This is a genomic window from Steroidobacter denitrificans, from assembly GCF_001579945.1.
Taxonomy (GTDB): Bacteria; Pseudomonadota; Gammaproteobacteria; order Steroidobacterales; family Steroidobacteraceae; genus Steroidobacter; species Steroidobacter denitrificans.
The window spans coordinates 2,504,613-2,526,075 of record NZ_CP011971.1 but is presented as its reverse complement, the minus strand read 5'-3'; the positions used below and the strand labels follow the sequence as shown (position 1 = coordinate 2,526,075).

The following is a 21,463-nucleotide window of genomic DNA, read 5'->3' as shown; positions in this document are numbered from 1 at the left end:
GCATGCGCCGCCGACTAATCGTCGGGATATCCGGCGCGAGCGGTGTAATCTACGGAATTCGGGCGCTTCAGATGCTTCGTGACGCTGGAAATATCGAGGTGCACTTGGTGATGAGTGCCGCTGCCAAGCTGAATATTCGTCTGGAGACGGACTGGTCGGTATCAGAGGTGGAAGCGCTCGCCAGCAAGGTTTACGACGTCAAGGATCTCGCTGCCAGTATCTCGAGTGGTTCCTACCGTACTGTCGGCATGCTGGTCGCGCCATGTTCAATCAAGACATTGTCTGCCATCGCCTGCTCGCATTCGGATAATCTATTGACACGAGCTGCAGATGTGGTGGTCAAGGAGCGACGCCGATTGGTGTTGATGGTGCGCGAAACACCTCTACACGCCGGGCATTGTGAACTCTTGCTCAAAGTAGCTGCTTTGGGTGTGATCGTCGCCCCGCCGATTCCTGCTTTCTACAATCGTCCGGCGACATTGGATGACCTGGTCAATCACAGTGTCGGTCGGATTCTCGATCTCTTTGACATTGATGTGCCTGCTCTGAAGCGCTGGGAAGGTATACAATCGCCACAATCGTTTGGCTCCGGCAGCCGCGATCGATGAGGCTCGATTGATAGATACTCAACATGGATGAGCGTAAGCGAGTGCTTGATTATCTGCAGACACATCGTGTTATGGTGGTGGCCACTGCCGGTGAGGAAGGAGTGGCTGCGGCTGCTGTCTTCTATGTCAATCATGGACTGAATTTCTATTTTGTATCCGCACCCCATACGCGCCATTGCCGCAATATGTTGGCTGATCCTCGAGTGGCCATTACGATTCATGAGGACTATATAGATTGGTCCAGCATCAAGGGAGTGCAGATGAACGCTATAGGCCGAGAACTGGCAGGATCGGAAAGTGAGGCTGCACAACATCTATATGTAGCAAAATTTCCCGAAGTATTTACCTCCAGTGCCGCATCCAGCGAGATTGGACCTTCGCTGTTGAAGGCACGCTGGTATGAACTTGCAGTGAATAAACTTCGTTTCATCGACAACGCTCGAAGCTTTGGATATCGGGAGGAATGGTCACGTGCGCAACTCACCGCGACAAGGGTCTCGTGATTTTGCTGATCGTGCGATTATCCACTATGGCGCTACATCTCAAATCTATTCATCGGCGCCACAAAAAATATTGAAAATGCTTTGATATTTAGCGGTGCGAATTGGGATCGTGAATTACGATTTCGCCGTTGAGGCGGTAGAACCGATCGCGTGCAATCGCATATTCCCTTTCGAGTCGATCTACGACGGTGGCGACAGGTTCGATACTGCGGATGACCTGCAATCCCTGGCCGCAAGCCCATATATCGCGCCAGCGCTTGTAAGCTTCGTCGCTCGGAGCGTAGTCGCGAGGTCGAGAGCCGCCTAACGAATCGGGGTCGATTCCACACGCCTTGAGACTGGGCTTCAACCAGGAGCCTGGGGTGCCGGTGACGGCCGCGCTGACGATCAGATCGTCTGGTCCGCATTCGATAACCATGCGTTTGTATGCGGGAACTGCTCGGCACTCTTCCGTGGCAAGAAATCTGGTGCCCATGTAGATGAGGTCAGCGCCCGCCGCGATCGCGCCCGCGACGCCTGCCCCGTCACTGATGCCGCCGCCTACAGTGAGCCAACCGTCAAAGAACTCGCGGACAGCCGACAGGAACGCGAAGGGCGAGAGATGGCCCGTATGGCCACCGGCTCCAGCGGAAACGCAGGCTATGCCATCGACACCGGCCTCGGCGGCTTTGCGGGCGAGGCTGATATTGATTACATCGGCGATCACGATGCCGCCGTAATTCCGTACCGTCTCCATGACCGGGCGTGGAGACCCGAGGGCGGTAATGACGATCGGGGGACGGTATCTGGCCACAAGGGCGAGATCCTCCCCAAGACGGGTGTTGGTCGAGTGCGTGACCAGGTTAACAGCCCAAGGAGCGACGGCGTATCCGGCGCAGCTAGCAGATGCGTGCTCGACGGCGATCTTGATCTCGCTCATCCAGCGTTCAAGTTCGTTTTCCGTGCGGCAGTTCATCGTCGGAAATGCCCCAATGATGCCGGCTTTGCAGGCCGCTATCACCAATTCGGGACCAGTGATGATGAACATCGGTGCTGCGACTATTGGAAGCCGCAGCCGGAATGGAAACGCGCGCTTCATTGTGGTGATCGACTCCGGCTAAGTAATGGCAGTAAGGTTAATAGTGGTGCAGCAGCGATCATCCGCTCATGGTGTGAACGTGATGCCGGCATACGCCGGAAATCGGCCTCGATAGCTAAGCCGGCTCTTTTACAGTGATGCCGCCATCGACCACGAGGACTTGGCCCGTCACATAGGCGGCCGCACGGGAAGCGAGAAACAGCGCTACGCCACCGACGTCCTCGGGCTGTCCGATGCGGCGTACCGGTGTGGCCTCCTCGACGCCGGCCAGTAGCTCGGGGTTCTCCCATAAGGCGCGCGAGAAATCGGTCTTGATCAGACCCGGTGCAATGCAGTTCGCGCGTAACCCTCGTGGTCCCCACTCGACCGCGAGATTGCGTGTAAGTGCGTAATCGGCCGCCTTGGACATGCCGTAGACGCCAAGCGTGTCGCTACCCTGATTGCCGCCGATGCTCGAGATGAGAATAAAACAGCCGGTGCCGCCGGAACGCACCATGTGCGGACCTGCGATATTACACAGCCAGAAATTGCTGCGCACATTGCTGTTCATGATCTTGTCGTAGACCGCGTCGCTCATTCCAGTCATCGGACCAAAGTACGGGTTCACCGCTGCATTGCACACCACGATGTCGAGGCGCTGCCAAGTGTCGATAGCCATAGAGACCAAGTGCTCGAGCTGGGTCTTGTCGGAGACATTGCAGGGAACCGCAACCGCTTCGCCGCCGGTCTCGCGGATCTCCTCGACTACGGTTTCACAGGCCGGCAATTTGCGGCCGGATACGACGACGCGCGCACCAGCCTGCGCCAAGGCATGTGCGATCGCGCGACCGATTCCGCGGCTCGACCCTGTGATGACCGCTACCTGGCCGCTGAGATCGAACATCTCGCCTCCTGTCTTGATTTGGCGTGTCGGTTTTACGTGCATTGTTCGACTCAAGGTCAATTAGGACGATAGTGCCTGTTGAAAAGTTAGCGGATGACACACGAGTTTCTCGTGGTTTCTGCACGGAATTTCTACGGCCGACCGATTGCAGCTCGACCAGTGGACTGCTGATTCACCGACTTCGACTATCCGTATTCCGTGTTCTTGGATCACGTCGGCCAACGCCGTCTACGGCTTAGCGAGTAGGAAGACCAAGCCGGTTGGCGATATTGTTCCTTTGCATGTCCGAAGATCCTCCAATGATGGGCATCACCAGCAGATCCCTGACGTGTCGTTCCATGTCGTATTCCTCGGCACAGCCATAGGCGCCCATGATGCGCTGCGAGGCGATGGCTGCCTCAAGTGCAGTTTCAGTAATAAACAGTTTCGCCATGGACGTTTCAACCGTGCATGCACGGCCGCTGTCGGCGAGCCACGCTGCATGATAGAGCATTAGGCGGCAGGCGTGCAGTTTCGTCCTGAGATCCGCCAGAGAATGACGCACCGCCTGATGTCCGCAGATGGCCTTGCCGAACTGTCTGCGCTCCTGCGAGTACTGCCAAGCGTCCTCCAGCGCGGCGCTGGCAATGCCTAGCGCACACGCTGCGACCTCTATCTTTTCAATATCGAGCGCCGGGCCGGCAAGCATCCCCCAGCCATTGTTCCAGCCTACTTCACCGCCGACGATATTGGCAGCGGGCACGCGAACGTTCTCTAGGACGACGTCACACGTTTCGGCATAGCGAAGCCCAATATGTTCGATGTCCGTAACGACGATGCCCGGTGCGCTCGTCGGAACGAGTATGAATGAGAGATTGCGATAACGGGGCGCTTCCGGATCAGATCGTGTGAGACAGTAGATGTAGTCGGCGAACCTCGCGCCTGTACACCAGCGTTTGACGCCGTTGATCACAATTTCATCCCCTTCGCGCCGCGCTTGGGTCCCGACGCTGGCGAGATCTCCTCCGACGTCTGGTTCGGAAAGACCGTATGAAAACATAAGTTCCCCACGCAGCAGGCGGGGCAGAAGTTCCTCTTTTTGCTGTTCCGAACCATTGTGCTCGATGTTGAGGGCACCATAGAAGGCACAGTGGATAAAGGGGCCCGCCAACGATGTGCCCCGCCGGCACAATTCCTCGATTACCATCACCGCAGCTACGAGATCGCGGTTCCCTCCGAAATGCTCGGAAACAGTGAGACCGCAGATTCCCAACTCTGTCAGACGTCGGAATGAGTCGCGATCAAAAGTCTTTTCGCGGTCTAGCCTGCGCGCCTTATCACGAGGCAGCTCGGCTTCGATGAAGCGATGAATCGTCGTGCGCAACACGCCGATGTGCTCAGGTTCGTTTGTGAAGTACATATACGCACTCATTAACAGAGAAACGATCGATTATTGACATGTATGCGGGCGCAACGCACCCACTTGAGAACGGTAGCGCTCATTTCCCTCTCGGGAAGCTCCCACGCGGGGAGCGTTTTCCTGCCGATGTTCGAAGACTGCATGAAGCCGGTGACCTGGATGTGATATCACATATGAATAATTATTTACTTTTATTATAAAAGCAATTTAGATTCGCCATAATTATACGATAAATTATGCTGTCATTCTTTACAAGATAACTGCAGTATGGGATAGTTACTTCGCTTAAGGTAGTTACTCGCCATTGGTGTGCGAAGAGCGACCGCTTTAAAGCACTGGGTGCGCTTCGAGGCGATTGCGTCAGTCTCCATTCGCGTATACAGCGAGACTTGCTGCAACGCACGATCAGAGGTTTCGTCCGCAGCAGGCGGCATCCAGTGACGGTGATTTTCAATTCTCAGTAATTCTCGTCTCAGTAATTCTCGAGGAAATGGGTCATGCAGGATTGGGAACTCAAGAAGCTGGCGCAGTACGGCAAGGCTCCTGCGTGGAGTCCGTTGGACCAGAATCGGCCGAACGAAGATCGTCCCGTGGTCCTGCGGCCTGCCAAGGACATGTCGCAGTTCTATGCCAATGTCTTTCACAACAAGCCCGTCGATCCTTCCCGGTGGCACCAGGAGAAGCTCACGTGGAGGGTTCTACCTGCAGAACAGAAACATAGAGCAGCGGGGCGCCGCGGCGCGCTCGAGGTTGGACTCTTCAGGACTTTGCTCGTTGAAGTCTATGGAGATCAGGGATATCAGATCATCGATGCGGTTTATTCCAGTTTTGCGGAAGATGACTATCGTAAGGCGAGAAAAAAGGGGCTCATACCGGAGCCTGACAAGTGTGGTCCGATCGAGGCGGCCAATTTCATTTGTACGATCTATGACGTCGAGTATCTTCAGCCGTTCGTCATTGCAGAAGCCACCAACGAGCGTGTGCGACTTCAGGGTTACTTCGAATCGGGAGGTGGCTGTGATCTGTGTCACTATGGGGTTAGAAAGGGCGATCATCGTCTGTGCGAGATGACAGGAGGTTGGGAGCGCGCGATCGTCAAGTTGATGAATCCGAAGCTTCGCAGCCGTGTCACCAAGACACGAGCCGTTGGCGATTTTTCCTGTGAAGTTTGTATCGAATGGGAGGACGATGACGATTTCTCGCAGAAGGATCCTGCCGTCAGACCACCTTTGGTACGGCCAAAGCTCGAGCAATCGGAAGTCTATAAGAAGATCATGCTGGACATGCCAGTTGATCCGTCTTCATGGACGAAACGCGTCGCTCCGAAGGTCATGCACTGGGAAGCCAAGCACATTTCCTGCACGAGGAAATTTTCCGCAGAGGCTGGAGCTCTTCGTACGATGATTGCCGAGCTGTACGGCGATGAAGGCTACGACCTCATCGAAAAGGCCTATGGCAGTCTCGCGGAATCTGAGTATCAACTGGGACGTCGGCGTGGGCACATCAAGACACCGAGCGAGATGGGTCCTATCGAGGCTGCGCGCTATATCTGCTTTATGTACGACGTGAATGGCCGTGCACCACTGACTTTTCCGGAGATATCTGCAGACCGTGTGGTCATTCAGCATTCTCTCGGTATCCCAGCTACTTGCAACTATTGCGCGAGGCAGGGCGATTGGAGAATGTGCAATGTCGAGACGGCGTTCGAGAGAAACCTCGTCAAGCTGATGAATCCCGAACTGCGGGCGCGGCGTACGAAAGGGAAGATCTATGGCGACTATGGCTGTGAGCTGGTGGTCGAGTGGGATCGCTAGTTGTCGCAACTCCGGTCCCCGCAAGAGACTTGGCGGTCAAGCTCTTGATAAGGATTCGTCAAGGCGTTTTGCAAGGTGTCGGCAACAGCAAACAGAGGCGTTTGAATGGATAGTGGATTCGTCAAAGGCGGAGCTATGAAACGGCGTCATATCGCACCGGATCTATTTGAGGAGACATCTGCAGGACCACGCCTCGTAGGAGGGCGAAATAAGACTGATGGACGCGTCGTCTTCCCGCTGCCTGGCGGCTCGGAGCGGGAACTCTACGAGCGAATGCTTCTTGGTTCGAAAGGAACGCTTTGGGGATGGACGGTGCAGCGGTTTCGGCCCGGATCGCCACCCTATGCCGGCGCGGGTAAAGATGACTTCCGTCCGTTTGTCGTCGGATTCCTCTCGATTCCGGATGAAGTCATCGTCGAGGGCTATATTGAGGCTGAACCGGATACCCTTCGGGTCGGCCAACCTATGGAATTGACGACGCGGGTATTCTCGACGAATGCGGATGGGACCGAGGTCACGATTTATGCGTTCCGGCCCACGATCTGATCGGGATGCGACAGGAGAATTGAGAGCATGAGTGACGTATATATCATTGGTGCCGGGATACATCCTTTCGGGCGTGCAGAAAAATCCGGACTCGAATTGGGGGTTCATGCTGCACGGTTGGCTTTGCAGGATGCGGAAGTGGAATGGAAGGACATGCAGTTCGGATATGGCGGTTCACATGATGCTGGTAATGCCGATGCCGTCATTCCCAGACTTGGTCTGACCGGGGCTCAATTCATCAACGTTTATACAGGCTGTGCGACCGGAGTGTCATCACTGCTGTCTGGCTATCTGGCGATCAAGGCGGGAGAGTTCGATCTCGGATTGGTCGTTGGGTTCGATAAGCATCCGCGCGGAGCCTTCATCACCAGAGCCGCGGACTGGGGGCTTCCGGATTGGTATGGCGAGGCGGGATTCATGTTGACGACACAATATTTCGGCATCAAAATTCGTCGCTATATGGACCTGTATGACATCTCGCCAAGCACCTTGGCGCGTGTGGCTGAGAAAGCTTATATCAACGGGTCGCGAGCCGATCACGCTTGGCGCAGGTCGCCAGTCGATCTCGACACCATCGGGAATTCTCAGATGATCAACGATCCGCTGACGAAGTACATGTTCTGCGCTCCATCCGATGGGGGGGCTGCGGTCGTGCTGGCGAGTGAGAAAAAGGCCCGCGAACTCGGTAAACGTGGTGTGCGGGTGAGAGCAGTGACCGTCCGTACGCGGGTCAGGGGATCCTATGAGGTGTACGCGCCATCCATCGACATCGAACCGGGGCCATCCGCCACCGTGCTGGCATCGCAGGCTGCCTATGAACTCAGTGGTCTGGGTCCCGAGGATGTCGACCTCGCCCAGATCCAGGATACCGAGTCGGGCTCCGAAATCATGCATATGGCCGAAAACGGTTTCTGCGAGGAGGGCGAGCAGGAACGTATGTTATTAGAGGGGGCTACTCGATTGGAAGGGCGTCTTCCCATCAACACGGACGGCGGTTGCCTTGCGTGCGGTGAACCCATCGGCGCTTCGGGTCTACGTCAGGTCTACGAGAACTACGTACAGCTCATGGGACGAGCGGGCTCGCGGCAGGTCGGCAAGTCGCCACAGATCGCATATAGTCAGGTTTATGGTGCACCTGGCGTTGGCGCCGTTGCGATACTTGGCGGATAATGCTTCGGATGAAGGGCGAATCAGCGACTTGTATTCATCGATGCCATCCGGGTTTGTGGATCAAGAACCTGCCCGTCGCGAGTGGTGGGGCAGATAGGGTGCGGTGTGGGTTGCTTCGTATTCTCGGAGCGTCAGTTCCAGTGAGGCAGTGTCGACGATGATTAATGTCACGAGCGTAAGATCGCTGGTCGACGAGCTGCTCGCCGAAGATCGGATCATCCGTAGCAACCAAGAGATCGATCCCAGGTTTGAGATCACCGGAGCTCTCAAGGCTCTTGAAGGCGGACCGGCCGTACTTTTCGAGAATATCAAGGGCTACCCTGGACAGCGTATCTTCGGTAATCCTTTTTCAACGAACGAACGTGTCTGTAAACTGTTCGGTGCATCAGACCTGAAAAATCTCAAACATGCCGGTCTGAGCGCATTCAAATCGCCGGTATCCGCAAAGGAGATAGGCGCTGCGCCCTCGCAGGAGGTGGTCATCCGCGGCGAGGAAGTTGACGTTCTCAGCGCAATGCCGATTCCTACGTACACGGAAACCGATCCCGGCAGAATCCTGGGAGGTCTGGTGCTGCTGTCGGGCGATGATATCGGCAGCTGTCTTTCGTATAAGCGCCTGCATTTCCAGGGAAAGGACTGGGCAAGCCTGGCATTCATCCCCGGTAGTCATTTCGAGCACTGGGTGTTGGCCCGCCGCAAAGCCGGGCAGAATCTGCCGCTGACGATCAACGTGTCGCCACCGCCGGCGGTAATGGCCGTTGCGGCCGGAGGAGGTATTCCTTCGGTTATTCCTGCCGGTAGCGACGAACTGGCGATGGCGGGTGGGCTTCAAGGTCGAGGGGTGAATATCTGTCGTGCCAAGACCATAGCTGCCATGGCTCTCGCGGATGCCGAGTGGGTTATCGAAGGTTATGTAGACACGAGTGCGCGCATTGCCGAAAGCGAGTTGCGTGCGAGGGATCCGGAGGCGTATGCACCTTTTTTTCCCGAGTGGCATGGACACGAGGGGGAGGCGGAGATCACCTATAAATTTGTAGCTACGGGTATTACGCGGCGGCGGGACGATCCGATCTTCGACGTATGGCTGGCTCATTCGCTGCAGCTGCCCAATATCGTACGGCTCGTGAACGATGGGGTGCTGCTGGAGTATCTCGATCGCTTGTCGCCAGGCGTGATCACGGATGTCAATGCGCTCGACAGTATGAAACAGCTGGGATTGGTCATTCAGGTCAAGAAGCGCTTTCGTCGGGATGATGCTCTCGTACGTAATCTGATTCTGGCTGCATTCTCGTTGAGCGTTCAACTTAGACTTGTAATCGTTGTCGACTCTGACGTCGATATCTATAATGCGGATGAAATAATTTGGGCGATGAATACTCGACTCGACGCGCAGAGTAACATGATCGTTATACCCGACCCGCAGCACGGACGCAGGGTAGGCGGACCTCTGAAGCCCGTTGCACGGGTCGGATTGGATCTTACCGGGCCGAAGGCAGAACAGCAGCACTATTGGCGGGGTGAATATCCAGCGGTGGACCTGCGCAAGTGGTTCACTGACGCAGAGATCTCCAAGGCGATATCTGAACAGGGAGAATATGCGAGGCTGCTGGCCGCTAAGCGTGTTTGAGAGCGCACGCTTGTATGCCTGATACCAGGGCAAGCGATTATCGAATACGCGCCAGAGATACAGGGCTGCTCGTCCGCTCAGTAGAAAACCAGTAGTAAATGATACAAGGCCAATGATGACCAATGGGAACCGCACAGCAGGACGCTCACTGATCCGCGCCGCGCTCGATATAGTTGCAGATTACTGGACGATTCTACTTTGCCGTGAACTCTATATCGGCGCGCGGCAGTGGTCGCATTTCATGGCTTGGCTGCGCGTGTCGCCGGTAACCCTCAGTATACGGCTCAAGCAGATAGTCAAGGCGGGATTGGTCAAGACGACCAGTAATAGTGGCAGCGCCGGCCCTACCTACGAATTGACTCAGAAGGGTATCGATCTCTTTCCGTTTCAGATGGCGATTCGAGAATGGCAATTGAGATGGCATCCGCGCGAAGACGCGTTCGTAACCCCATGGTTACATGCATGCGGTCAACCGCTGCGCTGCTACAGCGTATGTCACGTGTGCGGTGTGGAGCCGAAGGAAGGGACGATTCGCCTGGTCGAGCGTGAGGCGACGCTATATGACACCAAGACATCGCCGCGTTACCGGCGGCTGTCGAGCCGGACCGCCACGGACGGTCGTTCGAAGGGATTGCAACCACCCCGGGTGGTAGAGCTATGGGGTGATCGTTGCGCTACGATTGTGATCGCTGCTTTGCTGCGCGAATGTCATAAATTCGATGAACTCGAGCGCTGGACGCAGTTATCTCCCGCGACACTGGCGCAGCGACTCAGGAAGTTGCAGATCATGGGATTGGTTTATATGCGTCTATATCAACAGAAGCCGGATCGTTTCGAGTATCACCTGACCCCGGCAGGCTGGGATTTCATGCTGCCGACCCTGCAATTATTTCGCTGGGCGGAGCGATGGCTTGCCGGTGGTAGCCGACCGTTTGCGACACACCTGGAGTGCGGCCAACCGCTGACCGCCGATCTGCTGTGTAAACATTGCAATGGTCCTGTACGCCTTGACAACACGCACGTCGATCCACGAGTCCTGCAAATTTCGGATCGAACAGATGAAACGGATCTTGGCCGAAGCATGTCTCTGGTCTGACTCGCGATCGGCCCCTGCAGACGGAGAACTAATGACAGACGGAGAACCGACGAGCGCGCTTGGATGCGAAATCGATGTTTCGCGGCTGGAAGCGTATCTTATGGAACACCGCCTAGAGGGTTTTGCTGGACCGATCAGACTGGAAAAATTCGCTGGTGGGCAGTCGAATCCCACGTACCTGCTGACGGCTCCGAGTTCAAAGTACGTACTTCGGCGGCAGCCATTTGGGCCTTTGCTCAAGTCCGCTCATGCAGTTGATCGCGAGTATCGCGTACTGAGCGTGTTGCGGGGAACTGCCGTACCGGTTCCCTATCCTTACCTGTTGTGTACTGACACCAACGTCATCGGTAGCATGTTCTATATCATGAGCTTCGAGCCGGGATCGAGCTATTGGAATCCGGCGCTACCGGAACTGACACCGGAGCAGCGTAGAGTCGTCTATTCGGAGCTGATCCGCGTTCTCGCTGCCCTGCACAGTCTCGATGTGGATCAGCTTGGACTTGGCGATTGGGGGCGACGAACAGGTTACTTCGAGCGCCAATTATCGGTCTGGACCAAGCAGTATCGCGCATCGGAGACGACCAAGCGGGGCGAGATGGAAGCTTTGATGGAGGCGCTCGCTGCAAGAATGCCGCCTGACGATGGTCAGTGCAGCCTCATTCACGGTGATTACCGTCTCGATAACCTGATATTCGACGCCCAGACGCTACGCGCTAAAGCGTTGCTGGACTGGGAGCTGTCGACACTCGGCCATCCACTTGCCGATCTGGCCTACTTCTGTGCAACGCCTAGGCTGCGACCTGATGAGCATATTCCGGGTCTTGCTGGAATTGACCGCGAGCAACTCGGCATTCCGACCGAAGCGCAAATTGTTCAGCAGTACAGCGAGTTGCGTGGTATAGCTCAGATTTCTCACTGGGATTTCTATATTGCGTTCAGCTTCTTTCGAATGGCCGCCATCCTGCAAGGTGTCTACAAGCGCGCATTGGCGGGAAATGCTTCCAACGCGCACGCTCTGGAGAGCGGAGCGACGGTTGAGGTAGTTGCAAAGGCAGGACTCGAGGCGATAAGTCGATGAAGGCTGCGCGATCGGCGAACTCTACGCCGCCTTCTCTCCTCGGAATCGGCAGTGCCGCAGGAGGAGTACTTCTACAGCTTTCATTCATGCAGTCATCGGCCTGATCTAGTCGTCAACCAGTATATACGACGGCAGAAATATCAAGATCAACGCGATCTAGTGTGTCGCTGGCGAAACGCCGATATCGCACAGGCGGGGCGGTAGCGATCCGTGGGCGAGCAAATGATGAGAGGCGTATCGTCGATGCAAAGCTACAACTCGATCCAAATTCAGATTCAGAGCCAAAGGAGTTAGACGATGGAATTCGCATATTCGGATAAAGTGGAAGCGCTGCGTTCGAGAGTGCGTAATTTCATGGATGAGCATATCGTACCGCGTATTCGCCAGCATCACGAAGAGACCGGCAAAGGTATCTTCCCTGTTTCGTTCATGGAGGATCTGAAGGCGCACGCGAAGCAAGAAGGTCTTTGGAATCTCTTTCTGCCGCATCTATGTGATGACGAGCCCGGCACTCGACTGACGAATCTGGAGTATGCGCCACTCGCGGAAATCATGGGACGCGTCACATGGGCGTCAGAAGTTTTCAATTGCAGCGCTCCGGATACGGGTAACATGGAATTACTGCATATGTTCGCAACCCCGGAGCAGCGCCAAAGATGGCTCGTCCCGCTCCTCGATGGCTCGATTCGATCAGCCTATGCGATGACCGAACCTGACGTGGCATCTTCGGATGCTACGAACATTACGACATCCATACGGGCCGATGGAGATGAATACGTCATCAACGGCCGTAAGTGGTTCATAAGCAATGCCGCCCATCCGAACTGTCAGCTTTTCATCGTCATGGGGAAGACAGACCCGGATGCTGCTCCCCATGCACAGCAAAGTATGATTCTTGTTCCGCGCGATACGCTGGGCGTGGAGGTGATTCGCAACATTTCGGTCATGAATCATATCTCGCCGGAGGGACACTGCGAGGTCGTGTTCCGGGATGTACGTGTGCCCACGTCGAACCTTCTTGGTGAGCCGGGCAGTGGATTCGCACTGGCGCAGGCCCGCCTCGGACCGGGACGCATCCATCACTGTATGCGTTCGATCGGTGCTGCGGAACTTGCATTAGAGCTTATGATCGAGCGTGTCCGGGAGCGCAAGACATTCGGTCGGTATATCTATCAGCATGGAGTAATTGCCGATTGGATTGCCCGTTCGCGCCTTGAGATCGATCAGGCACGGCTACTCGTGCTCAAGACCGCATGGATGATTGATGAACTGGGTGCGAAGGCGGCGTACAAGGAAATTGCGATGATAAAAGCAGCGGTTCCGATGATGTACGCCACGGTCTGCGATCGGGCAATGCAGGCGTTCGGTGCAATGGGAATCAGTTCCGATACCCCTCTTGCCGACCATTGGACATTGGCCCGCTGCCTGCGGTTTGCAGATGGACCGGACGAGGTGCATCTGCGCTCCGTCGCGCGTATGGAAATGAAAGTACACCGCGAAGGTCTAGGTTTGACGGCCGCATACTTCACCTCGCCCCGCCGGTCCGACGCGTGAACATCCAGCTATCGTGAGGCGATGATTCCGCCTTGTCCGCGGTTCTCATCTCGGTATATCTCGCCTGTCTTGCCGCGACCGCGACGATATCGGAAAAATATACGACCTACCATTCGCCCTCGGGAGCGGCCGCAGGAATCATGCAGTTCATTGATCACTGACTCGGCAAGTGTACAACTTTCGGTGCCGCGTTCATCCTCGGTGTCGGGACGAAACTAGTTCAACTTGAGTCGTGAAACAAGCACGAGCCAATTTTCACGAGCTAAGCTTGATTCAGCGTGCAAGGCGCGCATGGTTCGACAAGAATCATGGCTACGTCGTCCTGTAACGCGCCGTCCTTGAGGCGTACGCTGTCAATGAGAGCCTCTACACCGCGGGCGGCATAAGTCTTGATATCAGTCAAACGAACATACTTCAGCAATCCATCGGACGCTATCAGTAGGCGGCCCATTAACTGCATTTTGAATTGAGAGGGCCCCGCTTGGCCAGAGCCGAGACGTGCTCGAACCTGGTTTATCGTCAAGTCGCGAATCGGACTGCCGGTCGGAAGCATCCATGCGCCGGAATCGCCTACACTGGCTCCCCTGCAGCTACCGGTGTCTGAAATCTCTGCCACCACACAGGTCGTTTCGCCGCCCTGAACCTGGAGCTTGAGTAGCTGATCGATGCGGCGCAGCGTGCGCGACCAATCTATAAAACCACCGCCCCGCCAAACACGTTCCAGCTCGGAGATCGCAAGCTCAGCCGCCTGCGCGCCACGGCCGCCGTTTCCCATCCCGTCACATACTGCGACTATGGTACGACGGTCGCTGCGCTCCACCAATATTCGATCCTCATTCTGTCCGCCGCTTTCGATGCGATGAGTGACTGAGATCATGACTGAAATCTTAGTAGTGAAACGAGTGCGAAGCAACTTGGCGAGTCACCATACTGGGCGTAGCTGTAGTGATTTTTTGTAAGGAGTTGGCCGTTATGTGTAGACATGTGCCTCTGCTTTTACCAATCAGCCCGGTTTTCGTCGTTGCGCAATAGATTTTTGCATCTACGGCGTAAGCGATCTATTTTCCGCGGGGTTGTGAGTGATCGCGAGCTGTGCGTCACGAAATTCCCATAGGATCAGGATCGAGCAAGCTGTCCCACAAAGTGTTCTGCCAGCCGCTGATCGCACCATTGTCGTGACACACTAAGTAGAACCAGTAGATGCGATCGTTCTCATCCAGGCTGGGATAGGAGAGCACGATCCCGTTGCAGCGTCGACACCGGGGCGACGGCGGCAACGACCGGTGGGTGGATCGTCGATGTTGATCGTGGCGGCCACGACAATGCTGACGAAGTACACTGCGCGTCTCACGCAATGGCGTGGCGCTCAGCGCGGGTTTGTTACCGACTACTTCGGTGAGTTCGACCGCCGTTTCAACTTCGTTGAACAGGCCGCGCTGACCAAGTGCCGTACCGAGCTTCTCGCGGCTGGCGCCGTACTTGCCGGCCTTCAGAACTCGCAGCGCTTTCTCGGAGAAATCAGCAGCGAAGAAGACAGGGCGGGCAGAGGCATGCTTACCGCTATCATTGTGTCGCCACCGTTTGTCGCAATGCAAGGCGGGCGGCCGCCAGCCCGCTCGAGGCTGGCGACTACCTGAATCGATAGACCAGTCCGCCGCCCAGCACATCGATGCGCTCCCTCTCGAGCCGGTAATGCGTCCAGTCGAGAGCGGCGCTCCATTGCGCCCATGGACCGATCTGCACACCCATGCCATAGAGCGCATCCGATCCTGTGCGCTTGTGGCGTCGAAACTCTCCTGCGACATTGCGGGCACGATAGCTCGAATCCCAGCGCCAGCCACCCGCGCGCGCGGTCAGGGCGAACAGCTCGCCCATGGGATAGCGGGCCACCAAGGCAGCTTCGAAGCCGTTCGCCGAACGAGGATGCGTTGCAGTGGTACTGGCCAGCAATGCCTGTACGTCCACCACATTGCCCGCGATCGTGGACTCCACATTGCCCAGGTCCGCATAGCCGAGTTCCGCTCCAAGAAATTTCGTCCACTGGTAGCCGCCTCGAATGCGCCACGCCAGACGCTTGCGATCATCGATCGTGGCCGTCACGTCGTATCCTTGCGTCTGCAGCGTCGCGGTCAATCCAGCATTGCCCGTGCCGCCTTGCGTCTGCGCCAGGTGTGCCGCGCCATACCAATATGGTGTCGCATCGTCGGCAGACGCCGCTGCGCTGACCAGCCCCGTGGCGCCGGCGATGCCGCCGGCAATCAGCAGGATGCGAGCGCGTTGCCGCCAGACCAGCATCCCGGCGAACAGCAGCACCAGCAGCGGATGCATGCTGCCGCCGCCGCCACGCCCTTCGACGATCACCGATGCCGTCGCTCCGACGCCGCCCGGATCGGAAATCGCGCCATTGGGCTGACCATCGGTATCGTTCGGGCCGCCGTCCTCGATTGTCAGTCGTACGCACCAGTCGCCCGCATTCAGGCCGGCGCGGAACTCGTCACTGTTCGGTGAGGGGCACAGGCCCGGTGCACCCGGCGCCGAGGCCAGCGCGTTGGAGGCATTCTCGACGAACGTAAACCAATGCTGGGCTGCGGGGTCATACTTGCGATACACCGCCTGGGACGGGATGACGCGGCGCTGCGGCAGCACGATGCTGACGCTTTGTCCCACCTTGGGAAGCTCATTGACCACGAAGTCGAAATATCCTCCGACGTTACCCACCGTGTCCGGCGGCACCAGGGCGGAGTCGTCCAGCTGCACTTCCGCCTGGGAGGCGGCCGCCAGCAGCGCCAACGGTCCCAGTCTCAGTTGCACTCCCGGCTCGGCTTCCAGCAGATAGTAGTGCAGCTCGCGCGCGCGCTCCGGTACCACGTTCCTCATCGGCAGGCTATAGGCCGGATGATCGGGCAGCCCATTGTCGAGCCAGGCCGAAGCGCCCTGGGGCAGCACCGCCGCCTGTTCCGCCAGCACCAGGTCGATCGTGCCGCGCGATGCCAACGCCGGCGAACCATTGTCGGTCACGACTGCCTCGAAGCGATGGATGCCCACCGCCAGGCTCTGTGGCTGCAGCGTCAGTACCTCTCCGAGCGTGGTCACCACGGCGCCGGAAGGGGATATCCATTGCACGGTGTGCGTGTCCTCGGAGTTCGGATCGCGAACGTCCGCTCGAACCGTGATGACTCCGCCTGCCCGGCCGAAAGCCGCCGGTGTTTCATCATCCTGGAAGGCATGCAAGTGGACGGCCGGCGCCGCATTCGCAGAGGTCAGGGTGACGGTGAGCGAGCTGCGCCCACCGGCGTTCACATCATCCGCCAGGGACACCTGGATCTGCTGTTCGGGGGCATCCGACGCCGGCGCACCAACGATGGCAAAGTAGACGTCCTTTTCGACCTCCCCCTGCTCGAAGCGCACGCTGCCATCTGCCAGGTCATGATGCTGGGCGTCGCCGCTCACCTGATAATCCACGACATAGGGATACACCGGTGACGGACCGTTCAGGACCACCTTGAATGATCCTGAATTACCCTGCCGATATCCCAAGATGACATCCTTGCCGAGCGACACCGTCGGCCAGACGCGCAGCGTCTGCTGCACAATGGACTCGACACCGCGTTGGTCGACCGCGCGCCATGTCAGCACATGCTCCCCTGGCAGGTAGCGCGGCTGGGGGTTCAGCAAGGTGACCTCCAGCTTCGTGCCGGCATAATCGGTGGCCTGCGGCCACAGCGACTGCGGCAGCTGCGTCGTCAGTGCATCCGTCTCCAGTTCTAGCGGCTGCGCCACGCCGGGACTGAACGCCGGCAGCGTACTAGAAAAGCCGGCGGATACCGAACAAGCGCCGGTAATGGCCGCCGTCGTATAAGTGGTGCCGCTGAGCGTGCCTGCGCACCCGCTGACCGCCGCGATGCTGTAACCCACCGCGGGCGTCAAAGTGAACACGGCACGCTCGCCGTGAGCGATGTTGGCAGTGGCTGGCGTGATGGTGCCATTGGATTCGGCACTGGCCGTCACGACATGAGTCGATGGTATCTCGCTGCTGCGTGTCGAAATGGTCTGGGAGGTAATGACCGGCGCGAGTATCGGCCAGCTGAAACTGTCCAGCGTCGCCGCCGTCGTCGTGGAAGTGTATCGGACGGTGACCGCGCACTCCTCGCCGGCTGCCAGTGTCGTTGCCGAACACTGATCCGCAACGATGGAATACGGCGCTGCGAGCTGATTCGCCTCGGCGATCCGGCCGATCGCAACTGGCAGACCCGATGCATCATTGCTCATCGTGACGACGAGATCCGCAGTACTCCCCACGGGGACTATGCCAAAGTCCAGTGTCGTCGGTGAAATCACATAATCGGTCTGCAAGACGCTCAGGCGCGTCGCGGCGCTGGTGACAATGGCGCCGGTGGTCGACACGGTGATATCACTGGAGGCACCCGCGCCCGCCTCGGCAGGCACCTGCACATCCACGAGAATCTCGCCGACTTCGAGCGCGGCGAGTGTGATCGTGGCCTCCTCGGACAAGGTGGCGGTCCAACCCGCGGACGCCGTAACCGTGATACCCGCCGTCAAGCCTTCCTCGGTCAGGTTCTGGATTTTGAAGGTCTTGTGCACAGTCGTGCCGGACAACACGTATTCGTCCGCTGGTGAAAAGACCTGCAGCTCACCCGGTGCGGACCAGGTCTCGAAGCCTTCGAATGTCCAGGTCTCGCCGGGAGCCAGAGTGGCACGATTCCACTGCAGGACATAGCCGGCATCCAGAAAACTCGAGTCTGCGGTGTTGGATAACTCCCCTGCCATCGCCTGCGTTCTTCCGGTACTGTAGCGCCCGCTGAAATAGCGCGCCGCGGGCGTTGCCGGGTTGGGATAGAACCCCATATAGCCGGAATTGGTGAAATCAGAATTGGTGACATACACCATGGCATTGCCGCTGTCATACCAGCTGCGAGCGGAGTCCTGACCGCCGAAATAGGTATCTCCGCCATGAAAGAAGCGCAGGTCATCGAAGGTCGTCTCGCCGGTGTTCTCGAACGACCAAGTCTTGCGGATGCTGCGATCGCCATTGACATAGGAGATCTTCTGGGTGAAGCGCACATTGGTTGCGCCGAGATCGGCGATGGTCGTGATCACGTAAGGGTCGTTCGCAGCGCCCGTGCCGGTCGTCGTATTGGACTGCGTGCTCCAGGGGGTGCCGCCGAGATAGCCGCTGCCGAAGCGCATGCTGGTATTGAGGCCGTCCAGCCAGACCAGCGAGCCCCAGGAGTGTCCGCTATAGTACTGCTGCCACCGTCCATTCGGCTGATCGACCCATACGCCCGGGGCGCCTGAATCCTCGACGCAGACCTCCAATGGGGCCGGAGCTTCCGGATTGACGCATTGGGTCGCCGCCAACCCTTCAATGGGCGCCGCGACCGCAAAGACTGTCGGCAGAACATAAAGCGAACGCAAGTATCGGGAAACGAATCCCTGGAAGAATTCATGGAGCATTGATCGACTGCGCTATCGAAGAGAAAAAGGACAGATGAAGACTACTAACCGCCGGTTGAACTGAATCCAGATTGCATCGCATCTTCAGTAACATCGGTGGCGAGACGTCACTGTAGGGCCAAGCTTCTTCGAGCTAGCTAAGTCACTGGGTAAGGACACTAAGGATTCGCTGGTCTGCTGGATATCCGAGTTCAATAGAGTTCATGACTATTGGGCCTACAAGTGTGGACGCGCCTAGCGATTCATTCAAGCCGATACCGCTTCACGGCGAGAGCTCCAACGAAAAAGTGGACACCCGTTGGTTGGCTGCGGGCCTGCTCGAACTCCATCGGTGAACGGTATCCCAAGGACGAGTGTAGGCGGACCCGATTGGAGAGGTGTATCGCGGCGCAATTTAATTGAACCGGCCCAACTCATCCCGTACACTACGCGGCCCCGCGCTGGCCGGTCCTGCGACCGTCAGAGCGGTGCGATGTGGGCAGGTTTCCCGACCTGTCCCCGCCTGACATCGCGACGTGAGATCCACGCAGGCATGCATGGATGTTTCGGGATGTAGCTCAGCCTGGTAGAGCGCTTCGTTCGGGACGAAGAGGTCGCAGGTTCGAATCCTGTCATCCCGACCAACTCACGGTCCTAACCGGGCACAAAACCCTTTGCCATGGCAATCCGAGATGGATGGAGGTTCGGCGTCCGGTGCTTTAGGTCATCGTCACCGAAGCTCACGGCTATGCCGACGCGCATCCTTGAGCAGCAACAGCAATTGCTGTTCGCGGGCGGGTGACGCTTCGAAACCGAAACGTAGGTAGAAGCGCGAGGCTTCTTCATCAATCGGGTGCGTCAACAGTGCCCGGATACCAGCCTGTTCGGCGACGATTAGGGTGCGGCGGATCGCGTCCTGCAGTAGCCCTGTGCCGATGCCGCGACCCTGATTCTGCCGGCTTACCGCCATGGGGGCCGGGATGACGATGGGGATGGGATACCTGAGTCAGCAGTGACAAGCTCCATCGCAACGGTTCATGCGCAGCGTTCTCGAGCGCTATTCTCCGGGGTGCGTGCTCCGGTGCTGGAGATAGAGCGACAGGCTGAGCCACATCCCGAATTCGATCTCGCCGACGTTAAGAGCGGTGGCAAGATGGACCAGTGGCTCTGGCCTGGGTACGCCGGGCCGGCCGGCGACTCACTAATAAGTACGCTCGACCGCGAAATCCGCCAACTCACGCAAGGCCTGCTTGTAAGCCGATGCGGGAAGTTCGGCGAGCGCCTCGATGGCAAGAGCGGCCTCTCGCCGCGCAAGGCGCGCGGTGTACGCAAGGCCTCCGGTCGATTCAATCGCCTTGGTGATCCGGGCCAGTTCGGTGGCGCTGCCTTGCTCGATGCTCTTCCGGATGATTTCGCGCTGCTCCGGCAGTCCATGACGCAGTGCATGAATGAGGGGGAGGGTGGGCTTGCCTTCGGCAAGATCGTCGCCGACGTTCTTGCCCAACCGATCTGAACCGGAGTAGTCGAGCACGTCGTCGACCAGTTGGAAGGCGATACCCAGGTGCTTGCCGTAGGCGGCCATGGCCGCTTCCAGGGAAGGCGGAGCGCCGGCAAGCAGGGCGGCGACCTGGGAACCTGCCTCGAACAATTTGGCCGTCTTGCGGTAGATGACCTCGAAGTAGCGCTCTTCCGTGGTGGTCGGGTCATGTGTATTCATGAGCTGCAGGACTTCGCCTTCCGCGATCTGGTTTGTGGCGCTGGCCATGACGTCCATGATGCGCATGTCACCCAGGGCGACCATCATTTCGAAAGACCGTGAGTAGACATAATCGCCGACCAGGACGCTGGCCTCGTTGCCCCAGATCTCGTTCGCGGTATCTCGGCCGCGCCGCAGCGTGGAGCCGTCCACGACGTCATCGTGCAGCAGCGTGGCGGTATGGATGAATTCGATGATGGCAGCCGCTTCAGCGTGGCGCATACCCTCGCAGCCGCAGGCTTTCGCAGCCACCAGCACGACCAGCGGCCGCAGCCGCTTGCCGCCGCTGCCGATGATGTACTCCGCGACCTGGTTGATCAGCACCACGTCGCTGGCCAGCCGGTCTCTGATGACCTGATCGACCTGTCGGAGATCGTTTTCGACCAGGGCTTTGATGGACTCGAAGCTCATGTATGCTAATGGGGAAATTCGGACGGCGCATGGTAGCGGAAAGACTGCCGTCGGGCGGACTTATATGTCTGCTCTTGCCCCGCGCCAGCCTAATCCGTAAACTTTACGCCCTTTATTCGCCGGGGGCTCCCGGTGCGCTGGAGTTCCCTCAAGATCATGTACGCCGTAATCACCACGGGTGGAAAGCAATATCGCGTCAGCGAAGGCTCGGTTCTGCGAATCGAAAAGCTCGAGACCGAGGCTGGCGCCGATATCGAGTTCGACCAGGTACTACTGGTGGGGCAGGGTGAGCAGATCAAGGTCGGCACCCCGTTTCTCGACGGCGGTAAGGTCGTGGCCACGGTGCAGGGTCATGGCAAGGGCGACAAGGTGCGGATCGTGAAGTTTCGCCGACGCAAACATTATCTGCGCCAGGGCAATCACCGCCAGCCCTACACGGAAGTGAAAATCACGAGCATCGTCGGCGCCTGAGCTGACGCCTGGAAA

The 21,463-nt window shown here is 57.8% G+C and carries 17 protein-coding genes, 1 tRNA gene and 1 pseudogene; 11 read left to right on the top strand and 8 right to left on the bottom strand.

What is annotated here, in order from left to right; all coding sequences use genetic code 11:
• Positions 1 to 2: 2 nt before the first annotated feature.
• Both ACG33_RS11390 and ACG33_RS11385 read left to right on the top strand, forming a co-directional pair.
• Positions 3 to 608: a UbiX family flavin prenyltransferase gene (locus ACG33_RS11390; RefSeq protein ID WP_066923305.1), complete on the top strand. Its 606-nt coding sequence runs from the start codon at positions 3 to 5 to the stop codon at positions 606 to 608.
• Between the two features lie 23 nt (positions 609 to 631).
• Positions 632 to 1,111, top strand: coding sequence for a pyridoxamine 5'-phosphate oxidase family protein (locus ACG33_RS11385; protein ID WP_066921293.1), 480 nt, complete (start codon positions 632 to 634; stop codon positions 1,109 to 1,111).
• Positions 1,112 to 1,199: 88 nt separating this feature from the next.
• Here ACG33_RS11385 and ACG33_RS11380 read toward each other — a convergent pair whose 3' ends face one another.
• The 3 genes from ACG33_RS11380 to ACG33_RS11370 form a co-directional block, all read right to left on the bottom strand.
• Complete coding sequence (locus tag ACG33_RS11380) at positions 1,200 to 2,189, bottom strand: NAD(P)H-dependent flavin oxidoreductase (RefSeq protein WP_066921291.1); 990 nt, start codon at positions 2,187 to 2,189, stop codon at positions 1,200 to 1,202.
• A gap of 115 nt (positions 2,190 to 2,304) precedes the next feature.
• Positions 2,305 to 3,072, bottom strand: a complete 768-nt coding sequence (locus tag ACG33_RS11375) for an SDR family NAD(P)-dependent oxidoreductase (protein WP_066921289.1) — start codon at positions 3,070 to 3,072, stop codon at positions 2,305 to 2,307.
• A 235-nt stretch (positions 3,073 to 3,307) separates the two neighbouring features.
• A complete protein-coding gene (locus ACG33_RS11370) occupies positions 3,308 to 4,471 on the bottom strand; it encodes an acyl-CoA dehydrogenase family protein (RefSeq protein ID WP_066921287.1) in 1,164 nt (387 codons plus the stop codon).
• Positions 4,472 to 4,968: 497 nt separating this feature from the next.
• On the opposite strand from ACG33_RS11370, the gene ACG33_RS11365 reads away from it, so the two are divergent.
• From ACG33_RS11365 to ACG33_RS11335, 7 genes are all read left to right on the top strand, one after another.
• Positions 4,969 to 6,285, top strand: coding sequence for a hypothetical protein (locus ACG33_RS11365; RefSeq protein WP_066921284.1), 1,317 nt, complete (start codon positions 4,969 to 4,971; stop codon positions 6,283 to 6,285).
• A gap of 105 nt (positions 6,286 to 6,390) precedes the next feature.
• The gene (locus tag ACG33_RS15795) at positions 6,391 to 6,831 is read left to right on the top strand and encodes a Zn-ribbon domain-containing OB-fold protein (protein WP_210399032.1); all 441 of its coding nucleotides are present in this window, start codon (positions 6,391 to 6,393) and stop codon (positions 6,829 to 6,831) included.
• Between the two features lie 27 nt (positions 6,832 to 6,858).
• Positions 6,859 to 8,001, top strand: coding sequence for a thiolase family protein (locus ACG33_RS11355; protein WP_066921281.1), 1,143 nt, complete (start codon positions 6,859 to 6,861; stop codon positions 7,999 to 8,001).
• 157 nt (positions 8,002 to 8,158) lie between these two features.
• Positions 8,159 to 9,628 carry a UbiD family decarboxylase gene (locus ACG33_RS11350; protein ID WP_066921279.1) on the top strand — a complete coding sequence of 490 codons (1,470 nt, stop codon included), beginning with the start codon at positions 8,159 to 8,161 and terminating at the stop codon, positions 9,626 to 9,628.
• A 112-nt stretch (positions 9,629 to 9,740) separates the two neighbouring features.
• Positions 9,741 to 10,724, top strand: coding sequence for a winged helix-turn-helix transcriptional regulator (locus ACG33_RS11345; protein ID WP_066921277.1), 984 nt, complete (start codon positions 9,741 to 9,743; stop codon positions 10,722 to 10,724).
• A gap of 31 nt (positions 10,725 to 10,755) precedes the next feature.
• Positions 10,756 to 11,802, top strand: coding sequence for a phosphotransferase family protein (locus ACG33_RS11340; protein ID WP_066921275.1), 1,047 nt, complete (start codon positions 10,756 to 10,758; stop codon positions 11,800 to 11,802).
• A gap of 297 nt (positions 11,803 to 12,099) precedes the next feature.
• Positions 12,100 to 13,356 carry an acyl-CoA dehydrogenase family protein gene (locus tag ACG33_RS11335; RefSeq protein WP_066921273.1) on the top strand — a complete coding sequence of 419 codons (1,257 nt, stop codon included), beginning with the start codon at positions 12,100 to 12,102 and terminating at the stop codon, positions 13,354 to 13,356.
• Positions 13,357 to 13,618: 262 nt separating this feature from the next.
• On the opposite strand, the gene ACG33_RS11330 is transcribed toward ACG33_RS11335, so the two are convergent.
• The 3 genes from ACG33_RS11330 to ACG33_RS11320 all read right to left on the bottom strand — a co-directional run bounded on the left by ACG33_RS11330 (position 13,619) and on the right by ACG33_RS11320 (position 18,831).
• Positions 13,619 to 14,233, bottom strand: a complete 615-nt coding sequence (locus ACG33_RS11330) for a PP2C family protein-serine/threonine phosphatase (RefSeq protein ID WP_066921271.1) — start codon at positions 14,231 to 14,233, stop codon at positions 13,619 to 13,621.
• A gap of 220 nt (positions 14,234 to 14,453) precedes the next feature.
• Complete coding sequence (locus ACG33_RS16190) at positions 14,454 to 15,023, bottom strand: hypothetical protein (RefSeq protein ID WP_210399030.1); 570 nt, start codon at positions 15,021 to 15,023, stop codon at positions 14,454 to 14,456.
• Positions 14,986 to 18,831: a choice-of-anchor U domain-containing protein gene (locus tag ACG33_RS11320; RefSeq protein ID WP_066921267.1), complete on the bottom strand. Its 3,846-nt coding sequence runs from the start codon at positions 18,829 to 18,831 to the stop codon at positions 14,986 to 14,988. Before ACG33_RS11320 ends, ACG33_RS16190 begins: the two co-directional genes overlap by 38 nt.
• Before the next feature lie 546 nt (positions 18,832 to 19,377).
• Here ACG33_RS11320 and ACG33_RS11315 point away from each other — a divergent pair.
• A tRNA-Pro gene (locus ACG33_RS11315) sits at positions 19,378 to 19,454 on the top strand.
• 86 nt (positions 19,455 to 19,540) lie between these two features.
• On the opposite strand, the pseudogene ACG33_RS11310 reads toward ACG33_RS11315, so the two are convergent.
• A pseudogene (locus ACG33_RS11310) lies at positions 19,541 to 19,813 on the bottom strand (GNAT family N-acetyltransferase); the annotation flags it as partial.
• Positions 19,814 to 20,011: 198 nt separating this feature from the next.
• Positions 20,012 to 20,977 (bottom strand): octaprenyl diphosphate synthase, encoded by a 966-nt coding sequence (gene ispB / locus ACG33_RS11305; RefSeq protein ID WP_066921265.1) that lies wholly within the window; start codon positions 20,975 to 20,977, stop codon positions 20,012 to 20,014.
• A gap of 156 nt (positions 20,978 to 21,133) precedes the next feature.
• Between ispB and rplU the strand changes: the two genes are divergently transcribed.
• The gene (gene rplU, locus ACG33_RS11300; RefSeq protein ID WP_066921263.1) at positions 21,134 to 21,448 is read left to right on the top strand and encodes a 50S ribosomal protein L21; all 315 of its coding nucleotides are present in this window, start codon (positions 21,134 to 21,136) and stop codon (positions 21,446 to 21,448) included.
• Positions 21,449 to 21,463: the final 15 nt, after the last annotated feature.